Source organism: Agrobacterium sp. a22-2 (assembly GCF_012276985.1).
Taxonomy (GTDB): Bacteria; Pseudomonadota; Alphaproteobacteria; order Rhizobiales; family Rhizobiaceae; genus Allorhizobium.
In genome coordinates this window covers 222,509-241,104 of the sequence record NZ_JAAXMM010000005.1, presented here as the reverse complement: position 1 = coordinate 241,104, position 18,596 = coordinate 222,509, and the positions used below count along the sequence as shown (strand labels likewise).

The window sequence follows — 18,596 nt, the reverse complement described above, 5'->3', positions numbered from 1 at the left end:
GCGTGCTGGTCACCAGCACGCGCCGTATTCTCCAGGCCGGCCAGCATAGTCTGCGGAGCGGCGCGGGGAGTTTTGCCGCATTTTGCGGTTATTGTCGTTTTTAGGGATCGGAGCGGCGTCCCGGGAATTCGCCGCATCCGAGACCAAGCTGAGGGCCATCGCGCCCCATGAAGGAGACAGGCATGAACCAAGAGGTCATGAATCTTTTCAATCCGCAGGTTCCGGCGCAGCATTTCGATTCCATCCGGATTTCGATCGCTTCGCCAGAGAAGATTCTTTCCTGGTCGTACGGCGAGATCAAGAAGCCGGAAACGATCAACTACCGCACGTTCAAGCCGGAACGCGACGGTTTGTTCTGCGCCCGCATTTTCGGACCGATCAAGGATTACGAATGCTTGTGCGGCAAGTACAAGCGCATGAAGTACAAGGGCATCATCTGCGAAAAGTGCGGCGTTGAAGTCACGCTGTCGCGCGTTCGCCGCGAGCGCATGGGCCATATCGAGCTTGCAGCGCCGGTTGCCCATATCTGGTTCCTGAAGTCGCTTCCGAGCCGTATCTCGACCCTTCTCGACATGACGTTGAAGGATGTCGAGCGCGTTCTGTATTTCGAGAACTACATCGTCACCGAGCCGGGCCTGACGTCGCTGAAGGAAAATCAGCTTCTGTCGGAAGAAGAATACATGATCGCCGTCGATGAGTTCGGCGAAGATCAGTTCACGGCCATGATCGGTGCTGAAGCGATCTATGAAATGCTGGCTTCGATGAACCTCGAGAAGATCGCCGGCGACCTGCGCGCCGATCTCGCCGAGACGACATCGGATCTGAAGCAGAAGAAGCTGATGAAGCGTCTGAAGATCGTCGAGAACTTCATGGAATCCGGCAACAAGCCGGAATGGATGATCATGAAGGTCGTGCCCGTGATCCCGCCGGACCTGCGTCCGCTGGTGCCGCTGGACGGTGGCCGCTTCGCGACCTCCGACCTGAACGATCTCTATCGTCGCGTCATCAACCGTAATAACCGCCTGAAGCGCCTGATCGAACTGCGCGCGCCGGGCATCATCATCCGCAACGAAAAGCGCATGCTGCAGGAATCTGTGGACGCGCTGTTCGACAACGGCCGCCGTGGCCGCGTCATCACCGGCGCCAACAAGCGTCCGCTGAAGTCGCTGTCCGACATGCTCAAGGGCAAGCAGGGCCGCTTCCGCCAGAACCTGCTCGGCAAGCGCGTCGACTATTCCGGCCGTTCGGTTATCGTGACCGGTCCGGAACTGAAGCTGCACCAGTGCGGCCTGCCGAAGAAGATGGCGCTCGAGCTGTTCAAGCCGTTCATCTACGCCCGCCTCGACGCCAAGGGTTATTCCTCGACCGTCAAGCAGGCCAAGAAGCTGGTTGAAAAGGAAAAGCCTGAGGTCTGGGACATCCTCGATGAGGTCATCCGCGAGCATCCGGTTCTCCTGAACCGCGCGCCGACGCTGCACCGCCTGGGCATCCAGGCCTTCGAACCCACGCTGGTCGAAGGCAAGGCCATCCAGCTGCATCCGCTCGTCTGCACCGCCTTCAACGCCGACTTCGACGGCGACCAGATGGCCGTTCACGTGCCGCTGTCGCTGGAAGCCCAGCTTGAAGCCCGCGTGCTGATGATGTCGACCAACAACATCCTGCACCCGGCCAACGGTGCACCGATCATCGTTCCGTCGCAGGACATGGTTCTGGGTCTCTACTACCTGTCGATCATGAACCAGAATGAGCCGGGCGAAGGCATGGCTTTCTCCGACATGGGCGAATTGCACCATGCGCTGGAAAACAAGATCGTCACCCTGCATGCCAAGATCCGTGGTCGCTTCAAGACGGTCGATGCCGAAGGCAAGCCGGTTTCGAAGATCTTCGAAACCACGCCCGGCCGCATGATCATCGGCGAGCTTCTGCCGAAGAACGTCAACGTGCCCTTCGACACCTGCAACCAGGAAATGACCAAGAAGAACATCTCCAAGATGATCGACACGGTCTACCGTCACTGCGGCCAGAAGGACACGGTCATTTTCTGCGACCGCATCATGCAGCTCGGCTTTGCCCATGCCTGCCGCGCCGGCATTTCGTTCGGCAAGGACGACATGGTCATTCCGGAAACCAAGGTGAAGATCGTCGGTGATACCGAAACCCTGGTCAAGGAATACGAGCAGCAGTACAATGACGGCCTGATCACCCAGGGCGAAAAGTACAACAAGGTCGTCGACGCCTGGGGCAAGGCCACCGAAAAGGTTGCCGAAGACATGATGGCCCGCATTAAGGCTGTCGAGTTCGATCCGGCCACCGGTCGCCAGAAGCCGATGAACGCCATCTACATGATGTCCCACTCCGGTGCCCGTGGTTCTCCGAACCAGATGCGCCAGCTGGGCGGCATGCGCGGCCTGATGGCCAAGCCTTCGGGCGAAATCATCGAGACGCCGATCATCTCGAACTTCAAGGAAGGTCTGACCGTTAACGAGTACTTCAACTCGACCCACGGCGCCCGTAAGGGTCTTGCAGACACGGCCTTGAAGACCGCGAACTCCGGTTACCTGACGCGCCGTCTCGTCGACGTCGCCCAGGATTGCATCGTCAACCTCGTGGATTGCGGCACCGACAAGGGCCTCACCATGACGGCGATCGTCGATGCCGGTCAGGTTGTGGCTTCGATTGGTGTTCGCGTTCTGGGTCGTACCGCGCTTGACGATATCGATCATCCGGTCACGGGTGAGCGCATTGTCGATGCCGGCCGCATGATCCTCGAAGCCGACGTTGTCGAAATCGAAAAGGCTGGCATCCAGTCGATCCGCATCCGTTCGGCGCTGACCTGCGAAGTTCAGACCGGCGTCTGCGGCGTCTGCTACGGCCGAGATCTGGCCCGCGGTACCCCCGTCAACATGGGCGAGGCCGTCGGCGTTATCGCGGCTCAGTCGATCGGCGAGCCGGGCACCCAGCTCACCATGCGTACCTTCCACTTGGGCGGCACGGCGACCGTGGTCGACCAGTCGTTCCTGGAAGCCTCGTATGAAGGCACGGTTCAGATCAAGAACCGCAACATGCTGCGCAATTCCGATGGCAACCTGGTTGCCATGGGCCGCAGCATGGCCATCACCATTCTCGACGAGCGTGGTGTCGAGCGCTCCGCACAGCGTGTGGCCTATGGTTCGAAGATCTATGTCGACGACAATGACAAGGTGAAGCGCGGCCAGCGTCTGGCTGAGTGGGACCCCTACACCCGTCCGATGATGACGGAAGTGGAAGGTATCGTTCACTTCGAAGACGTCATCGACGGTCTCTCCGTTCTGGAAGCCACCGACGAGTCGACCGGTATCACCAAGCGTCAGGTTATCGACTGGCGTTCGACCCCGCGCGGTTCGGATCTGAAGCCTGCCATCGTCATCAAGGACGCAGCCGGCAATGTTCTGAAGGTGTCGCGTGGCGGCGAAGCTCGCTTCCACCTGTCGGTGGATGCGATCCTGTCGGTCGAGCCGGGTCAGAAGGTTTCCCAGGGCGACGTGCTGGCACGTTCGCCGCTGGAAAGCGCCAAGACCAAGGACATCACCGGTGGTCTGCCGCGTGTTGCCGAACTGTTCGAAGCCCGTCGTCCGAAGGACCACGCCATCATCGCTGAGATCGATGGTACGATCCGCCTGGGCCGCGACTACAAGAACAAGCGTCGCGTCATCATCGAGCCTGCCGAAGACGGTGTAGAACCGGTCGAATACCTGATCCCGAAGGGTAAGCCCTTCCATCTTCAGGAAGGCGACTATATCGAAAAGGGCGACTACATCCTCGACGGCAACCCGGCACCGCACGACATCCTGGCGATCAAGGGCGTGGAGGCACTCGCTTCCTACCTCGTCAACGAAATCCAGGAAGTCTACCGTCTGCAGGGCGTTGTGATCAACGACAAGCACATCGAGGTCATCGTTCGCCAGATGCTGCAGAAGGTTGAAATCACCGACGCCGGTGACTCGACCTACATCGTCGGCGACAATGTCGACCGCATCGAGCTGGAAGGCGTCAATGACGGCCTGATCGAACAGGGCAAGAAGCCGGCTTACGGCGATCCGGTCCTGCTCGGCATCACCAAGGCTTCGCTGCAGACCCCGTCCTTCATCTCGGCCGCATCCTTCCAGGAAACGACCAAGGTGCTGACGGAAGCAGCGATCGCCGGCAAGACCGACACGCTGCAGGGCCTGAAGGAAAACGTCATCGTCGGCCGCCTGATCCCGGCCGGTACCGGTGGTACCATGACGCAGATCCGCCGTATCGCCACCTCGCGCGACGACCTCATTCTCGAGGAACGCCGCAAGGGCAGCGGGGCCGATATCGCAACGCCGATGCTGCGCGACATGGCCTCGCCGGAAGCGGCCCCCGCAGCCGAATAAGGCTCGTAAAGCCGGGTGCGATTTTGTCGCAGCCGTGGTTTTGATAGTTGATAAACGCCCGGAGAAATCCGGGCGTTTTTCGCGTTGAGGTGGCGTCACGCCCGGATTCGCCTTGATCCAGCGCAACACTCCAGTTTTTATGAATTCTAAACTGGCTCCGTTCACAACGAACGGAGGTTCTCATGAAAAAACTGGTTTCAACGGTTGCCGCAGTTCTGCTGGCAACAGTCGCGTTTGCCGCCGATCCGGTTCCCGCGGATTTGCGCGCCACGGCGCTCGAAATATTCAAGCCTTTGCCGTCGACGACCCCGTCGGTCGCCAACAATCCGATCACGCCTGAGAAGATCCTGCTCGGCAAGGCGCTGTTCTTCGACCCGCGCATTTCCGCCTCGGGGGTCTTCTCCTGCAATTCCTGTCACAACCTGGCAACGGGCGGTGACGATAATCTCGAGACCTCGATCGGCCACGGCTGGCAGAAAGGCCCGCGCAATTCGCCGACCGCCTTGAACGCGGTCTTCAACGTCGCCCAGTTCTGGGATGGTCGCGCCGAAGACCTGAAGGCGCAGGCCAAAGGCCCTGTCCAGGCCGGTGTCGAAATGGCCAACACGCCCGACCAGGTCGTGGTGACCCTGAAATCGATGCCGCAATATGTCGAATGGTTCAAGGCGGCATTCCCCGGTGACGCCGATCCTGTCAGCTTCGACCATATGGCGATGGCCATCGAAGCCTTCGAGGCAACGCTCGTCACGCCGGCCCCATTCGATGCCTATCTGAACGGCTCGGATGACGCGCTATCGGACATGCAGAAGCAGGGGCTGGCGCTGTTCATCGACAAGGGCTGCTCATCGTGCCATGCCGGCATCAATGTCGGAGGGGAGGGGTACTTCCCATTTGGCCTGATCGAGAAGCCCGGCGCCGATGTCCTGCCGGAAAACGACAAGGGACGCTTTGCCGTGACCAACACGGCGGATGACAGCTATGTCTTCCGGGCCGCCCCCTTGCGCAATATTGCACTGACGGCACCCTATTTCCATTCCGGCAAGGTGTGGAACCTGAAACAGGCCGTCGGCATCATGGGCACGGCGCAGCTTGGCGAAGAGTTGAACGAGCAGGAGGTTGACCAGATCGTCGCCTTCCTCGATTCGCTGACCGGCAAGATCCCGGAAGTGACCTATCCGGTCCTGCCGGCCGAAACCGATGCGACGCCGCGGCCGAGCGGTGAGATCAAGAAGAACTGATCCGGATTGCATCGATGTCAAAAAAAGGGGCCGTCCGGCAACGGACGGCCCCTTGATCATCTGGTGTCTGCCCGGACAGGGCCTGCGACCTCAATTAAACCGGATGATGGCCACTTCACCCTGCAAGGCGCCCTGATAGGCCGAGGCATGCGGCTCTTCCTCGGGGATTTCGCTGACAAGGCCGATCTGGTCGAGATCGGCCTCGAGAAAACCTTCCTCGGCAAGCGCATTGAGCGCTTCACGCACGGCCGAATCGTCGTCCGGGGCGGCCAACATGATATGCAGGTCGACACCATCGTCGCCATCCCGCTCGTAGGCCTTGGCAATGATGATGAACACCATCGGGCCGTCGAGATTATTGTCATTGTCCGGAGTGCTGATCATGCGACTCGTCCTTTTTCGCTGTGATCTCGATTCGAATCGTAGGAATCGCCGTTGTCGGGGGAGGCATCGGAACGCCGTTCGGCAATTCTTAGCGGCAAATCTCTGAAAAGCCCAATGCATTTCAGGAGACGATCGCTATATTGTGTAACAAACTCGTGCCGCAAGGCCAAAGGGCCTGCCGGGCAGGGCGTGCAGGCCAATAATTTTCGATAGAGACTTGACGGAACCGGGGGAAAACAGTAACACGCCCCTCATCAGATCCCATGTGAGGCCTGTCCATTCGGAACGACGCGTTCTGGAGTTCGTCTCAAACAAGGTTCTAATCGCACGTGAAGACGACAATGCTGCACGCATGACGCACCGACTGTGCGTCCTCTGCTTTTTTGTGGCCCATCCGTGAATAACGGGTCGGGCCGCATTTTGCGTATGACGAAAATTGTGCGACCACCGCCGGTGACGGCAAAGTATGGGTCCGGAAGGGCTTGAGAGACAAGAATTTGCAAGGGATGGTTATATGCCTACCGTAAATCAGCTGATCCGCAAGCCGCGTCAGGCGCAGGTAAAGCGTAACAAGGTTCCCGCTCTGCAGGAAAATCCGCAGAAGCGTGGTGTTTGCACTCGTGTTTACACGACGACCCCGAAGAAGCCGAACTCGGCGCTTCGTAAGGTTGCCAAGATCCGCCTGACCAATGGCTTCGAAGTGATCGGCTACATTCCGGGTGAAGGTCACAACCTTCAGGAACACTCGGTCGTCATGATCCGCGGCGGCCGCGTAAAGGACTTGCCGGGCGTTCGTTATCACATCATCCGTGGTGTTCTCGATACGCAGGGCGTCAAGAACCGCAAGCAGCGCCGTTCGAAGTATGGTGCGAAGCGTCCGAAGTAATCGGCATTCGTATTTTTTCCAGCGCTGCGCGAGGTTCTCCGCGTGTTAAGGCGCTTACACACAAGTTGAGAGACAAGAAGTATGTCCCGTCGCCATAAAGCAGAAAAGCGTGAGATCAATCCGGACCCGAAGTTCGGCGATCTCGTCGTCACCAAGTTCATGAATGCTATCATGCTGCACGGTAAGAAGTCCGTCGCTGAAACCATCGTTTACGGTGCGTTCGACAGCGTTCAGGCTAAGACCAAGCAGGAGCCGATCACGATCTTCCATCAGGCGCTCGAAAACATCGCGCCGCATGTTGAAGTTCGTTCGCGCCGCGTTGGTGGTGCGACCTACCAGGTTCCGGTTGACGTTCGTCCCGAGCGCCGCCAGGCCCTGGCCATCCGTTGGTTGATCACTGCTGCTCGCAAGCGCAACGAGACCACCATGGTCGATCGCCTCTCGGGCGAACTCATGGACGCCGCAAACAACCGCGGTTCTGCTGTCAAGAAGCGCGAAGACACGCACAAGATGGCCGACGCTAACCGCGCATTCTCGCATTATCGCTGGTAATCGACGAACAGATTTCGAAAGGCAGTCCACAATGGCTCGCGAATATAAAATCGAAGACTACCGCAACTTCGGCATCATGGCGCATATCGACGCCGGCAAGACGACGACCACCGAGCGTATCCTTTATTACACCGGCAAGTCGCACAAGATCGGCGAAGTTCACGATGGCGCCGCCACCATGGACTGGATGGAGCAGGAGCAGGAACGCGGCATCACCATCACGTCTGCTGCGACCACGACCTACTGGAAGGGTCGCGACGGCAAGATGCGCCGTTTCAACATCATCGACACCCCCGGCCACGTCGACTTCACCATCGAAGTCGAACGTTCGCTGCGCGTGCTCGACGGTGCGATCGCTCTGCTCGACGCCAATGCCGGTGTTGAGCCGCAGACGGAAACCGTCTGGCGCCAGGCTGAGAAGTATCATGTTCCGCGCATGATCTTCTGCAACAAGATGGACAAGACCGGTGCCGACTTCTACCGCTCGGTCTCGATGATCAAGTCGCGCCTCGGTGCGATCCCGGTCGTCATGCAGCTGCCGATCGGCGCTGAGACCGAGTTCAAGGGCGTCATCGACCTGATCGAGATGAACGCTCTGGTCTGGCGCGACGAATCGCTCGGCGCCCAGTGGGACGTCGTCGAAATTCCGGAAGACATGAAGGAAAAGGCTCAGGAATATCGTGAGCTGCTGATCGAGACGGTTGTCGACATCGATGAAACCGCCATGGAAAACTACCTGAACGGCATCATGCCGGACAATGAGCAGATCCGTGCGCTGGTCCGTCGCGGTACCATCGACGTGAAGTTCCACCCGATGTTCTGCGGCACGGCCTTCAAGAACAAGGGCGTTCAGCCGCTGCTCGACGCCGTTTGCGATTACCTGCCGTCGCCGGCCGACATTCCGGCCATCAAGGGCATCGACGTCAAGACGGAAGCTGAAATCGAACGCCATGCGTCCGATGAAGAGCCGCTCTCCATGCTCGCCTTCAAGATCATGAACGACCCCTTTGTCGGTTCGCTTACCTTCGCCCGCATCTATTCCGGCAAGCTCGAAAAGGGCACGTCGGTCATGAACACGGTCAAGGAAAAGCGCGAACGCGTCGGCCGCATGCTGCAGATGCATTCCAACTCCCGTGAAGACATCGAAGAAGCCTTCGCCGGCGACATCGTGGCTCTCGCAGGCCTCAAGGAAACCACCACCGGCGACACGCTCTGCGATCCGCTGAAGCAGGTTATCCTGGAACGCATGGAATTCCCCGAGCCGGTCATCCAGATCGCCATCGAGCCGAAGACCAAGGGCGACCAGGAAAAGATGGGCCTCGCGCTCAACCGCCTGGCAGCTGAAGATCCGTCTTTCCGCGTCAAGACCGACGAGGAATCCGGCCAGACGATCATCGCCGGCATGGGCGAACTGCATCTCGACATTCTCGTCGACCGCATGCGTCGTGAGTTCAAGGTTGAAGCCACCGTCGGCGCGCCGCAGGTTGCCTACCGCGAAACCATCACGCGCACCCACGAAGAAGACTACACCCACAAGAAGCAGTCGGGTGGTACCGGTCAGTTCGCACGCGTCAAGATCGTGTTCGAACCGAACCCGGATGGCGAAGACTTCAAGTTCGAGTCCAAGATCGTTGGCGGTTCCGTTCCCAAGGAATACATCCCCGGCGTTCAGAAGGGCATCGAAAGCGTTCTGTCTTCGGGTCCGCTGGCCGGCTTCCCGATGCTCGGCGTCAAGGCAACCCTGATCGACGGCGCCTACCATGACGTCGACTCCTCGGTTCTCGCCTTCGAAATCGCCTCGCGTGCCTGCTTCCGTGAAGCGGCCAAGAAGGCTGGTGCACAGCTTCTCGAGCCGATGATGAAGGTGGAAGTCGTTACGCCTGAGGATTACGTCGGTGACGTGATCGGCGATCTGAACTCCCGTCGTGGTCAGATCCAGGGCCAGGAAGCCCGCGGTATTGCCGTTGTCATCAACGCAAACGTGCCGCTGGCCAACATGTTCAAGTACGTCGACAACCTTCGCTCGATGAGCCAGGGTCGTGCCCAGTACTCGATGACCTTCGACCATTATGCGCCGGTCCCTTCGAACGTCGCACAGGAAATCCAGGCCAAGTACTCCGGCCAGAAGTAATCGGCCCCCGGGCTTTTGTAAGAAACAAGGAATACCCCCTTTTGGGGGAAAAGAAACGGAGAGCCGAAAATGGCAAAGAGTAAGTTTGAGCGCAACAAGCCGCACGTTAACATTGGCACGATCGGCCACGTTGACCATGGCAAGACGTCGCTGACGGCAGCGATCACCAAGTATTTTGGTGAATACAAGGCCTATGACCAGATCGACGCTGCTCCGGAAGAAAAGGCCCGTGGCATCACCATCTCGACGGCCCACGTCGAGTATGAGACGGCTGCCCGCCACTACGCCCACGTCGACTGCCCCGGCCACGCCGACTACGTCAAGAACATGATCACCGGCGCTGCCCAGATGGACGGCGCGATCCTGGTGTGCTCGGCTGCCGACGGCCCGATGCCGCAGACCCGCGAGCACATCCTGCTCGCCCGTCAGGTTGGCGTTCCGGCGATCGTCGTGTTCCTGAACAAGGTCGACCAGGTTGACGACGCCGAGCTTCTCGAGCTTGTCGAGCTGGAAGTGCGCGAACTTCTGTCGTCCTACGACTTCCCCGGCGACGATATCCCGATCATCAAGGGCTCGGCTCTGGCCGCTCTTGAAGATAGCGACAAGAAGATCGGCGAAGACGCGATCCGCGAGCTGATGGCCGCCGTCGACGCCTACATCCCGACGCCTGAGCGTCCGATCAACCTGCCGTTCCTGCTGCCGATCGAAGACGTGTTCTCGATCTCGGGCCGTGGTACGGTCGTGACCGGCCGCGTCGAGCGTGGCATCGTCAAGGTCGGCGAAGAAGTCGAGATCGTCGGCATCCGCCCGACCTCGAAGACGACGGTGACCGGCGTTGAAATGTTCCGCAAGCTGCTCGACCAGGGCCAGGCCGGCGACAACATCGGCGCTCTGATCCGCGGCGTGCAGCGTGACGGCGTCGAGCGTGGCCAGATCCTGTGCAAGCCGGGTTCGGTCAAGCCGCACAAGAAGTTCATGGCCGAAGCCTACATCCTGACGAAGGAAGAAGGCGGCCGTCATACGCCGTTCTTCACCAACTACCGTCCGCAGTTCTACTTCCGCACCACCGACGTGACCGGCATCGTGTCGCTTCCTGAAGGCACGGAAATGGTCATGCCGGGCGACAACGTCACGGTTCAGGTCGAACTGATCGTGCCGATCGCCATGGAAGAAAAGCTGCGCTTCGCCATCCGCGAAGGCGGCCGCACCGTCGGCGCCGGTATCGTTGCTTCCATCATCGAGTAATCGATTGACGAAATGCCGGCGGCGTTGTATGTCGCCGGCCACGATGACGCTCGGATCGTGTGATTTGCACGGTCCGGCTTCGGCACTGCTTTTGATGCGACCTTAGAAGGTCGCGGATGGCAGGTCTCCTTCTACTTTACAAGTGACAGGGGCACCCCGCGGTGTCCCTGTGATTTTTGAAAATCGGGGGCCGGCCAGTATTGGTAATTCACTGTCTCTGCGTATGCGGGACGCAAGAAAACAAACAAGGACAAGTCGAATGAACGGCCAGAATATCCGCATCCGCCTCAAGGCGTTTGATCACCGGGTTCTCGATGCCTCCACGCGGGAGATTGTTTCGACCGCTAAGCGCACCGGTGCAAGCGTTCGCGGCCCGGTACCGCTCCCGACCCGCATCGAAAAGTTCACCGTTAACCGTTCGCCGCACGTCGACAAGAAGAGCCGCGAACAGTTCGAGATGCGCACGCATAAGCGCCTGCTTGATATCGTAGACCCGACCCCCCAGACGGTTGACGCGCTGATGAAGCTCGACCTGGCTGCCGGCGTAGACGTCGAGATCAAGCTCTAAAAATGGAATTCCGGCGAGAGCCGAAATAACAAGGAAGGTACGTGGCAAGACCTGCCAACGACTTCTCGAAACGGGAAACCCGATGGTCCGGAAGGGCCTGAGTGGAATCCTTAAACAAAGAGGCAAGGGGAGGGCCGCAAGGCCCCGACTCGACTCTCAAGAGGAATGAACCAATGCGTTCAGGTGTGATTGCACAGAAAGTGGGAATGACCCGGGTCTACAACGACGCCGGCGAGCACATTCCAGTAACGGTTTTGCGCATGGAAAGCTGCCAGGTGGTAGCCCAGCGCACAGTCGACAAGCACGGCTATACGGCCGTTCAGCTTGGTGCCGGCGTAGCCAAGGTCAAGAACACGACCAAGGGCATGCGCGGCCATTTCGCCGCTGCAAGCGTCGAGCCCAAGGCAAAGCTCGTTGAATTCCGCGTATCGGAAGACAACATGATCGACGTCGGCGCCCAGCTGATGGCGAGCCATTTTGCGGCCGGCCAGCTGGTCGACGTAACCGGCACGACCATCGGTAAGGGTTTTGCCGGTGCCATGAAGCGCCATAATTTCGGCGGTCTTCGGGCAACCCACGGTGTGTCGGTTTCGCACCGTTCGCACGGTTCTACCGGTTCCAACCAGGATCCGGGTCGCGTCTGGAAGGGCAAGCGCATGGCCGGCCACATGGGCCAGACCCGCGTCACCACCCAGAATTTGGAAGTCGTTTCGACCGATGAAGATCGCGGTCTGATCCTTGTTAAGGGCGCAGTGCCCGGTTCCAAGGGTTCCTGGATCATCGTGCGCGACGCCGTCAAGTCGGCATCGAAGTAAGGGAGCCAAGCATATGGAACTCAACGTCAAAACCCTCGAGGGTAAAGATGCCGGCACGGTTTCCCTGTCGGATGCCATTTTCGGCCTCGACCCCCGCGAAGACATTATCGCCCGCATGATCCGCTGGCAGCTTGCCAACAAGCGTCAGGGCACGCACAAGACCAAGACCCGTGCGGAAGTCTCCCGCACCGGCGCCAAGATGTACAAGCAGAAGGGCACCGGTCGTGCTCGTCACCATTCGGCACGCGCTCCGCAGTTTCGCGGCGGCGGCAAGGCCCATGGCCCGGTTGTTCGCAGCCACGCCCATGACCTGCCGAAGAAGGTCCGTGCTCTGGCCCTGCGTCATGCACTCTCGGCCAAGCTGAAGTCCGAAGACCTGATCATCATCGATCAGCTCGTTTCGACGGATCCCAAGACCAAGGCACTGATCGGAAGCTTTGCTTCGCTCGGCCTGACCAACGCTCTGCTCATCGGCGGCGTTGAACTCGACAGCAATTTCAAGCTCGCAGCCGCAAACATCCCGAATATCGATGTTCTGCCGGTCCAGGGCATCAACGTTTATGACATCCTGCGCCGCGGCAAGCTCGTGCTTTCCAAGGCAGCGGTTGAAGCTCTGGAGGAGCGGTTCAAATGACTGATCTTCGCCACTACGACGTGATCGTATCTCCGTCGATCACGGAAAAGTCGACCCTGGCATCCGAACAGAACCAGGTCGTCTTCAACGTCGCCAAGACTGCTTCGAAGCCTGAAATCAAGGCTGCCGTCGAAGCGCTCTTCGGTGTCAAGGTCACGGCCGTGAACACACTGCTGCGCAAGGGCAAGGTCAAGCGTTTCCGCGGGTTCACCGGAAAGCAGAAGGACGTGAAGAAGGCGATCGTTACGCTCGCCGACGGTCAGTCCATCGATGTGTCCACCGGTGTCTAAGGATAGGCCCAGTAGGGTAGAAACCCAAAAGGGAACAAGATAATGGCATTGAAAAGTTTCAATCCGACCACCCCTAGCCAGCGTCAGCTGGTCATCGTCGACCGGTCCGGCCTCCATAAGGGCAAGCCGGTCAAGTCTCTGACGGAAGGCCTGTCCTCCAAGGGCGGTCGTAACAACACCGGCCGTATCACCGTTCGCTATCAGGGCGGCGGTCACAAGCGGACCTACCGTCTGGTTGACTTCAAGCGTCGCAAGTTCGACGTCGAAGGCACCGTCGAGCGTCTGGAATACGACCCGAACCGCACCGCGTTCATCGCGCTGATCAACTATGCCGATGGCGAACAGGCCTATATCATCGCTCCGCAGCGTCTTGCTGCCGGCGACAAGGTCATCGCTTCGGAAAAGGCCGTCGACGTAAAGCCCGGCAACACCATGCCGCTGCAGTACATCCCGGTTGGTTCGATCGTGCACAACGTCGAGATGAAGCCGGGCAAGGGCGGCCAGATGGCCCGCTCCGCAGGCACCTATGTGCAGCTCGTCGGTCGTGACCAGGGCATGGCGATCCTTCGCCTGAACTCGGGCGAGCAGCGTCTGGTGCACGGCTCCTGCCTTGCTACCATCGGCGCCGTGTCGAACCCGGACCACGGCAACATCAACGACGGCAAGGCCGGTCGTTCGGTGTGGCGCGGCAAGCGCCCGCACGTTCGCGGCGTTGTCATGAACCCGGTTGACCATCCGCACGGCGGCGGCGAAGGCCGCACCTCTGGTGGCCGCCATCCGGTAACCCCGTGGGGCAAGCCGACCAAGGGCAAGCGTACGCGTTCGAACAAGTCGACCGACAAGTTCATCATGCGTTCGCGCCACAAGACGAAGAAGTAAGAGAGGTAGTCAGGAATGGCTCGTTCAGTATGGAAAGGCCCGTTTGTTGACGGCTATCTTCTCAAGAAGGCTGAGAAGGTTCGTGAAGGCGGTCGTAGCGAAGTGATCAAGATGTGGAGCCGTCGCTCCACCATCCTGCCGCAGTTCGTCGGTCTCACCTTCGGTGTCTACAACGGCAGCAAGCACATCCCGGTCAATGTCAACGAAGACATGGTCGGACACAAGTTCGGTGAATTCGCTCCCACCCGGACCTATTACGGTCACGGTGCGGACAAGAAAGCGAAGAGGAAGTAATCATGGGCAAGGCAAAAGCCGAACGCCGGCTGAAGGACAACGAGGCGCAGGCAATTGCGCGCACGATCCGCGTCAGCCCCCAGAAGCTGAACCTAGTCGCGGCTCTGATCCGCGGCAAGAAGGTCGAGCGCGCTCTCGCTGATCTGGAATTCTCGCGCAAGCGTATCGCCGGCACCGTCAAGAAGACGCTGGAATCGGCGATTGCCAATGCCGAGAACAACCATGATCTCGACGTTGACCAGCTGATCGTAGCGGAAGCGTATGTCGGCAAGTCCATCACCATGAAGCGTTTCCACGCTCGTGGCCGTGGTCGTGCATCGCGCATCGAAAAGCCGTTCTCGCATCTGACCATCGTCGTGCGCGAAGTCGAAGCCAAAGTGGAGGCCGCATAATGGGTCAGAAGATCAATCCAATCGGTTTCCGTCTCGGCATCAACCGGACCTGGGATAGCCGCTGGTTCGCCGACAATGCCGAATACGGCCAGCTGCTGCACGAGGATCTGAAGATCCGCGCGTATCTGATGGAAGAGCTGAAGCAGGCCGGCATCGCCAAGGTGGTCATCGAGCGTCCGCACAAGAAGTGCCGCGTCACGATCCACTCGGCTCGTCCGGGCCTGATCATCGGCAAGAAGGGTGCGGACATCGAGAAGCTTCGCAAGAAGCTCGGCGAGATGACCAATTCCGAAACGCATCTCAACATCGTTGAAGTGCGCAAGCCGGAAGTCGACGCAACTCTGGTTGCCCAGTCGATCGCCCAGCAGCTCGAGCGCCGTATCGCGTTCCGTCGTGCCATGAAGCGTGCCGTTCAGTCGGCCATGCGTCTTGGCGCCGAAGGCATCAAGATCACCTGCGCCGGTCGTCTCGGTGGTGCTGAAATCGCTCGTACGGAATGGTATCGCGAAGGTCGCGTGCCGCTTCACACGCTGCGTGCCGATATCGATTACGGTGTAGCGGAAGCCACCACCGCCTACGGTATCTGCGGCATCAAGGTCTGGATCTTCAAGGGCGAAATCCTTGAGCACGATCCGACGGCTTCGGAACGTCGTGCGCTCGAAGGCGACGCCCAGGGCAGCAGCACCAACAACCGCCGCCGCGAAAACGCGTAATTGGCGCCGCGTGGCAGAAAGTTTGGAGAATAGAAAATGTTGCAGCCAAAGCGCACAAAATACCGCAAGCAGTTCAAGGGCCGTATCAAGGGCGTAGCCAAGGGCGGTTTTGACCTGGCTTTCGGCGAGTTCGGCCTGAAGTCTCTTGAGCCGAACCGCGTCAATGCACGCGAGATCGAAGCGGCCCGCCGCGCGATCACGCGTTACATGAAGCGCGCCGGCCGTGTCTGGATCCGGGTATTCCCGGACGTTCCGGTCACCGCCAAGCCTACCGAAGTTCGTATGGGTAAGGGTAAGGGCTCGGTCGAATACTGGGCTTGCAAGGTCAAGCCCGGCCGCATGATGTTCGAGATCGACGGTGTCAGCGAGGAGATCGCCCGCGAGGCGCTTCGTCTCGGCCAGGCCAAGCTCTCGGTCAAGACGCGCTTCGTACAGCGCATTGCAGAGTAAGGAGCAAGGCACATGAAAGCCGAAGAAGTTCGCGGCCTTAGCGCCGACCAGCTCAAGGACAAGCTTGCCGATCTGAAGAAGGAGCAGTTCAACCTGCGCTTCCAGAAGGCGACCGGCCAGCTTGAAAAGTCCTCGCGCGTCAACGAAGTCCGCAAGGATATCGCCCGCGTGAAAACCATTGCCCGCCAGAAGGCGGCAGAAGCCAAGGCCTAAAGGACCAGAATAATATGCCTAAACGCATTCTGCAGGGCGTCGTTGTCAGCGACAAGAACGACAAGACTGTTGTCGTTCGCGTAGAGCGTCGATTCGCTCACCCGCTGCTTCAGAAGACCGTTCGTCGTTCCAAGAAGTACAAGGCTCACGACGAGACCAACCAATACAAGACCGGCGACACCGTATTCATCGAAGAATGCGCGCCGATCTCCAAGGATAAGACCTGGACGGTGGTTTCCGCCCAGGCTTAATTGCAGAGAAATGGGCGGGGCCCTTGCGCCTTTCCTAAAAATCTGTATGAAGCAGCGCAGTAGCGCAGGAACGCTCCGGTAACGGGCGTTCTTTTGCTTTGAGCGTGAGGAAGGTCCCATTTGGGAAACCACCTTGGCACCGACCCCACGCAAAACGAAATTTTTGTCCATAAGCCGGTATAGGGGGCCTCTGCGCCCAACCGTTCCGGTAAAACAAGAAGGCGACCTGACATGATTCAGATGCAGACAAACCTCGACGTCGCGGATAATTCCGGCGCACGTCGTGTCATGTGCATCAAGGTGCTGGGCGGCTCCAAGCGCAAGTACGCTTCTGTCGGCGACATTATTGTCGTTTCGATCAAGGAAGCCATCCCGCGCGGCCGCGTGAAGAAGGGTGACGTGATGAAGGCGGTTGTTGTTCGCACCGCCAAGGACATCCGCCGCCCCGATGGCAGCGTCATCCGTTTCGATAATAACGCAGCCGTTCTTATCGACAACAAGAAAGAGCCGATCGGCACCCGTATCTTCGGACCGGTTCCGCGCGAACTTCGCGCCAAGAACCACATGAAGATCATCTCGCTGGCTCCAGAAGTACTGTAAGGAGCCACGAGAGATGCAAAAGATCCGCAAAGGCGACACAGTCGTCATGCTTACCGGTAAGGACAAGGGTCGTTCCGGCGAAGTCATTCAGGTAATGCCGAAGGAAGATCGCGCTATTGTGCGCGGTGTGAATGTCGTCAAGCGCCATCAGCGCCAGACGCAGACGCAGGAAGCCGGCATCATCAACAAGGAAGCCGCAGTGCACCTGTCCAACGTTGCCCTGATCGACAAGGACGGCAAGCCTACTCGCGTAGGTTTCTCCGTTGTCGACGGCAAGAAGGTCCGGGTTGCCAAGCGTTCGGGAGAAGTGATCGATGGCTGAGGCAAAGTATGAGCCGCGTCTGAAGACGGAATATGTGAACCGCATTCGCGCCGCGATGCAGGAGCAGTTTTCCTACGCAAACGTGATGCAGATCCCCCGCGTTGATAAGATCGTTATCAACATGGGTGTTGGCGAAGCGACCGCTGACTCGAAGAAGCCGACCGTTGCTGCTGCCGACTTGGCCGCCATCGCCGGCCAGAAGCCGGTCATCACCAAGGCCCGCAACTCGATTGCAGGCTTCAAGGTTCGCGAATTCATGCCGATCGGCGCGAAGGTTACTCTTCGTGGTACCCGCATGTATGAATTCCTGGATCGTCTGGTCAACATCGCGCTTCCGCGCGTTCGCGACTTCCGGGGCCTGAACCCGAAAAGCTTTGACGGCCGTGGCAACTTCGCCATGGGCATCAAGGAACACATTGTGTTCCCTGAGATCAACTACGACAAGGTTGATCAGATGTGGGGCATGGATATCATCGTTTGCACGACGGCGCCGACGGACGACGAAGCACGGGCTCTTCTGAAAGAGTTCAACTTCCCGTTCCGTACATAACCGTAACGACGAGCGTAGAAAGGGAACTTCCATATGGCGAAGACCAGCGCAGTTGAAAAGAACAAGCGCCGCCGCAAGACCGTTGCTCAGCACTCCGCAAAGCGGGCTGTTCTGAAGGCAACCATCATGAACCAGTCTCTCTCGATCGAAGAGCGGTTCAAGGCAACCCTCAAGCTGGCAGAATTGCCGCGCGATGGCTCCAAGACACGTATTCGCAACCGTTGCGAAGTGACGGGCCGCCCGCGCGCATTCTACCGCAAGCTCAAGATGTCGCGTATCGCGCTTCGCGAGCTGGGCAATTCCGGCAAGGTGCCGGGCATTGTCAAGTCGAGCTGGTAAGGAGACGGGCAAATGACGATGACTGATCCGTTGGGCGATATGCTCACCCGTATCCGGAATGGTGCTTCCCGCCGCAAGGCGACTGTGACCAGCCCGGCTTCCAAACTCCGTGCCCGCGTTCTCGACGTTCTGCAGGCCGAAGGTTACATCCGTGGTTATTCTCAGGTTGATTATGACAACGGCAAGTCCGAACTCAGCATTGAGTTGAAATACTACGAAGGCGCATCGGTGATCCGTGAGATCGGCCGCGTGTCCAAGCCGGGCCGCCGGGTCTATGTCTCGGTTAAGTCCATTCCGCAGGTCGCGAACGGTCTCGGCATCACCATCCTTTCGACTCCGAAAGGCGTGATGGCTGATCACCAGGCTCGTGAACAGAATGTTGGTGGCGAGGTTCTCTGCTCGGTCTTCTAAGACAGTGTAGATACGCCTAGCGAAACAGACAGGTTTGAAAAA

23 protein-coding genes are annotated in these 18,596 nt (G+C 59.0%); 22 read left to right on the top strand and 1 reads right to left on the bottom strand.

Going from position 1 to position 18,596, the window contains the following annotated elements; genetic code table 11:
* Positions 1–182 precede the first annotated feature (182 nt).
* Together rpoC and HFC70_RS10125 are read left to right on the top strand one after the other, a co-directional pair.
* Complete coding sequence (gene rpoC / locus HFC70_RS10130) at positions 183–4,397, top strand: DNA-directed RNA polymerase subunit beta' (RefSeq protein ID WP_168473114.1); 4,215 nt, start codon at positions 183–185, stop codon at positions 4,395–4,397.
* A gap of 182 nt (positions 4,398–4,579) precedes the next feature.
* Positions 4,580–5,635, top strand: coding sequence for a cytochrome-c peroxidase (locus HFC70_RS10125; RefSeq protein WP_168473113.1), 1,056 nt, complete (start codon positions 4,580–4,582; stop codon positions 5,633–5,635).
* Positions 5,636–5,725: 90 nt separating this feature from the next.
* On the opposite strand, the gene HFC70_RS10120 is transcribed toward HFC70_RS10125, so the two are convergent.
* On the bottom strand, positions 5,726–6,019 hold the full coding sequence (locus HFC70_RS10120) for a transcriptional regulator (protein ID WP_168473112.1): 294 nt from the start codon (positions 6,017–6,019) through the stop codon (positions 5,726–5,728).
* A 514-nt stretch (positions 6,020–6,533) separates the two neighbouring features.
* Here HFC70_RS10120 and rpsL point away from each other — a divergent pair.
* The 20 genes from rpsL to rpsH all read left to right on the top strand — a co-directional run bounded on the left by rpsL (position 6,534) and on the right by rpsH (position 18,554).
* Positions 6,534–6,905: a 30S ribosomal protein S12 gene (gene rpsL, locus HFC70_RS10115; protein WP_003507760.1), complete on the top strand. Its 372-nt coding sequence runs from the start codon at positions 6,534–6,536 to the stop codon at positions 6,903–6,905.
* An 81-nt stretch (positions 6,906–6,986) separates the two neighbouring features.
* Positions 6,987–7,457, top strand: coding sequence for a 30S ribosomal protein S7 (gene rpsG / locus HFC70_RS10110; protein ID WP_168473111.1), 471 nt, complete (start codon positions 6,987–6,989; stop codon positions 7,455–7,457).
* Positions 7,458–7,488: 31 nt separating this feature from the next.
* Complete coding sequence (gene fusA, locus HFC70_RS10105) at positions 7,489–9,588, top strand: elongation factor G (RefSeq protein ID WP_168473110.1); 2,100 nt, start codon at positions 7,489–7,491, stop codon at positions 9,586–9,588.
* A 69-nt stretch (positions 9,589–9,657) separates the two neighbouring features.
* On the top strand, positions 9,658–10,833 hold the full coding sequence (gene tuf, locus HFC70_RS10100; protein WP_168473109.1) for an elongation factor Tu: 1,176 nt from the start codon (positions 9,658–9,660) through the stop codon (positions 10,831–10,833).
* 259 nt (positions 10,834–11,092) lie between these two features.
* Positions 11,093–11,401 carry a 30S ribosomal protein S10 gene (gene rpsJ, locus HFC70_RS10095; protein WP_006728688.1) on the top strand — a complete coding sequence of 103 codons (309 nt, stop codon included), beginning with the start codon at positions 11,093–11,095 and terminating at the stop codon, positions 11,399–11,401.
* Between the two features lie 173 nt (positions 11,402–11,574).
* The gene (rplC, locus tag HFC70_RS10090; RefSeq protein WP_168473108.1) at positions 11,575–12,216 is read left to right on the top strand and encodes a 50S ribosomal protein L3; all 642 of its coding nucleotides are present in this window, start codon (positions 11,575–11,577) and stop codon (positions 12,214–12,216) included.
* A 13-nt stretch (positions 12,217–12,229) separates the two neighbouring features.
* The gene (rplD, locus tag HFC70_RS10085; RefSeq protein ID WP_168473107.1) at positions 12,230–12,850 is read left to right on the top strand and encodes a 50S ribosomal protein L4; all 621 of its coding nucleotides are present in this window, start codon (positions 12,230–12,232) and stop codon (positions 12,848–12,850) included.
* The gene (locus HFC70_RS10080) at positions 12,847–13,140 is read left to right on the top strand and encodes a 50S ribosomal protein L23 (protein ID WP_168473106.1); all 294 of its coding nucleotides are present in this window, start codon (positions 12,847–12,849) and stop codon (positions 13,138–13,140) included. Before rplD ends, HFC70_RS10080 begins: the two co-directional genes overlap by 4 nt.
* Before the next feature lie 42 nt (positions 13,141–13,182).
* On the top strand, positions 13,183–14,019 hold the full coding sequence (gene rplB / locus HFC70_RS10075) for a 50S ribosomal protein L2 (protein WP_168473105.1): 837 nt from the start codon (positions 13,183–13,185) through the stop codon (positions 14,017–14,019).
* Positions 14,020–14,034: 15 nt separating this feature from the next.
* Entirely contained in the window at positions 14,035–14,313 is a 279-nt protein-coding gene (gene rpsS / locus HFC70_RS10070) for a 30S ribosomal protein S19 (RefSeq protein WP_054158102.1), read from the top strand.
* A 2-nt stretch (positions 14,314–14,315) separates the two neighbouring features.
* Positions 14,316–14,705: a 50S ribosomal protein L22 gene (gene rplV, locus HFC70_RS10065; protein WP_168473104.1), complete on the top strand. Its 390-nt coding sequence runs from the start codon at positions 14,316–14,318 to the stop codon at positions 14,703–14,705.
* The gene (gene rpsC / locus HFC70_RS10060; protein WP_168473103.1) at positions 14,705–15,418 is read left to right on the top strand and encodes a 30S ribosomal protein S3; all 714 of its coding nucleotides are present in this window, start codon (positions 14,705–14,707) and stop codon (positions 15,416–15,418) included. Before rplV ends, rpsC begins: the two co-directional genes overlap by 1 nt.
* 36 nt (positions 15,419–15,454) lie before the next feature.
* Positions 15,455–15,868, top strand: coding sequence for a 50S ribosomal protein L16 (gene rplP, locus HFC70_RS10055; protein WP_168473102.1), 414 nt, complete (start codon positions 15,455–15,457; stop codon positions 15,866–15,868).
* Positions 15,869–15,880: 12 nt separating this feature from the next.
* Positions 15,881–16,081, top strand: a complete 201-nt coding sequence (rpmC, locus tag HFC70_RS10050; RefSeq protein WP_168473101.1) for a 50S ribosomal protein L29 — start codon at positions 15,881–15,883, stop codon at positions 16,079–16,081.
* Between the two features lie 14 nt (positions 16,082–16,095).
* The gene (gene rpsQ / locus HFC70_RS10045) at positions 16,096–16,332 is read left to right on the top strand and encodes a 30S ribosomal protein S17 (protein WP_168473100.1); all 237 of its coding nucleotides are present in this window, start codon (positions 16,096–16,098) and stop codon (positions 16,330–16,332) included.
* Positions 16,333–16,563: 231 nt separating this feature from the next.
* Positions 16,564–16,932: a 50S ribosomal protein L14 gene (gene rplN, locus HFC70_RS10040; protein ID WP_018328276.1), complete on the top strand. Its 369-nt coding sequence runs from the start codon at positions 16,564–16,566 to the stop codon at positions 16,930–16,932.
* Between the two features lie 13 nt (positions 16,933–16,945).
* Positions 16,946–17,254, top strand: a complete 309-nt coding sequence (gene rplX / locus HFC70_RS10035) for a 50S ribosomal protein L24 (RefSeq protein ID WP_168473099.1) — start codon at positions 16,946–16,948, stop codon at positions 17,252–17,254.
* Positions 17,247–17,804, top strand: a complete 558-nt coding sequence (rplE, locus tag HFC70_RS10030; protein WP_168473098.1) for a 50S ribosomal protein L5 — start codon at positions 17,247–17,249, stop codon at positions 17,802–17,804. The genes rplX and rplE overlap by 8 nt, the downstream gene beginning before the upstream one ends.
* 33 nt (positions 17,805–17,837) lie before the next feature.
* Entirely contained in the window at positions 17,838–18,143 is a 306-nt protein-coding gene (gene rpsN, locus HFC70_RS10025) for a 30S ribosomal protein S14 (protein ID WP_168473097.1), read from the top strand.
* Between the two features lie 12 nt (positions 18,144–18,155).
* Positions 18,156–18,554, top strand: coding sequence for a 30S ribosomal protein S8 (gene rpsH / locus HFC70_RS10020; protein ID WP_168473096.1), 399 nt, complete (start codon positions 18,156–18,158; stop codon positions 18,552–18,554).
* Positions 18,555–18,596: the final 42 nt, after the last annotated feature.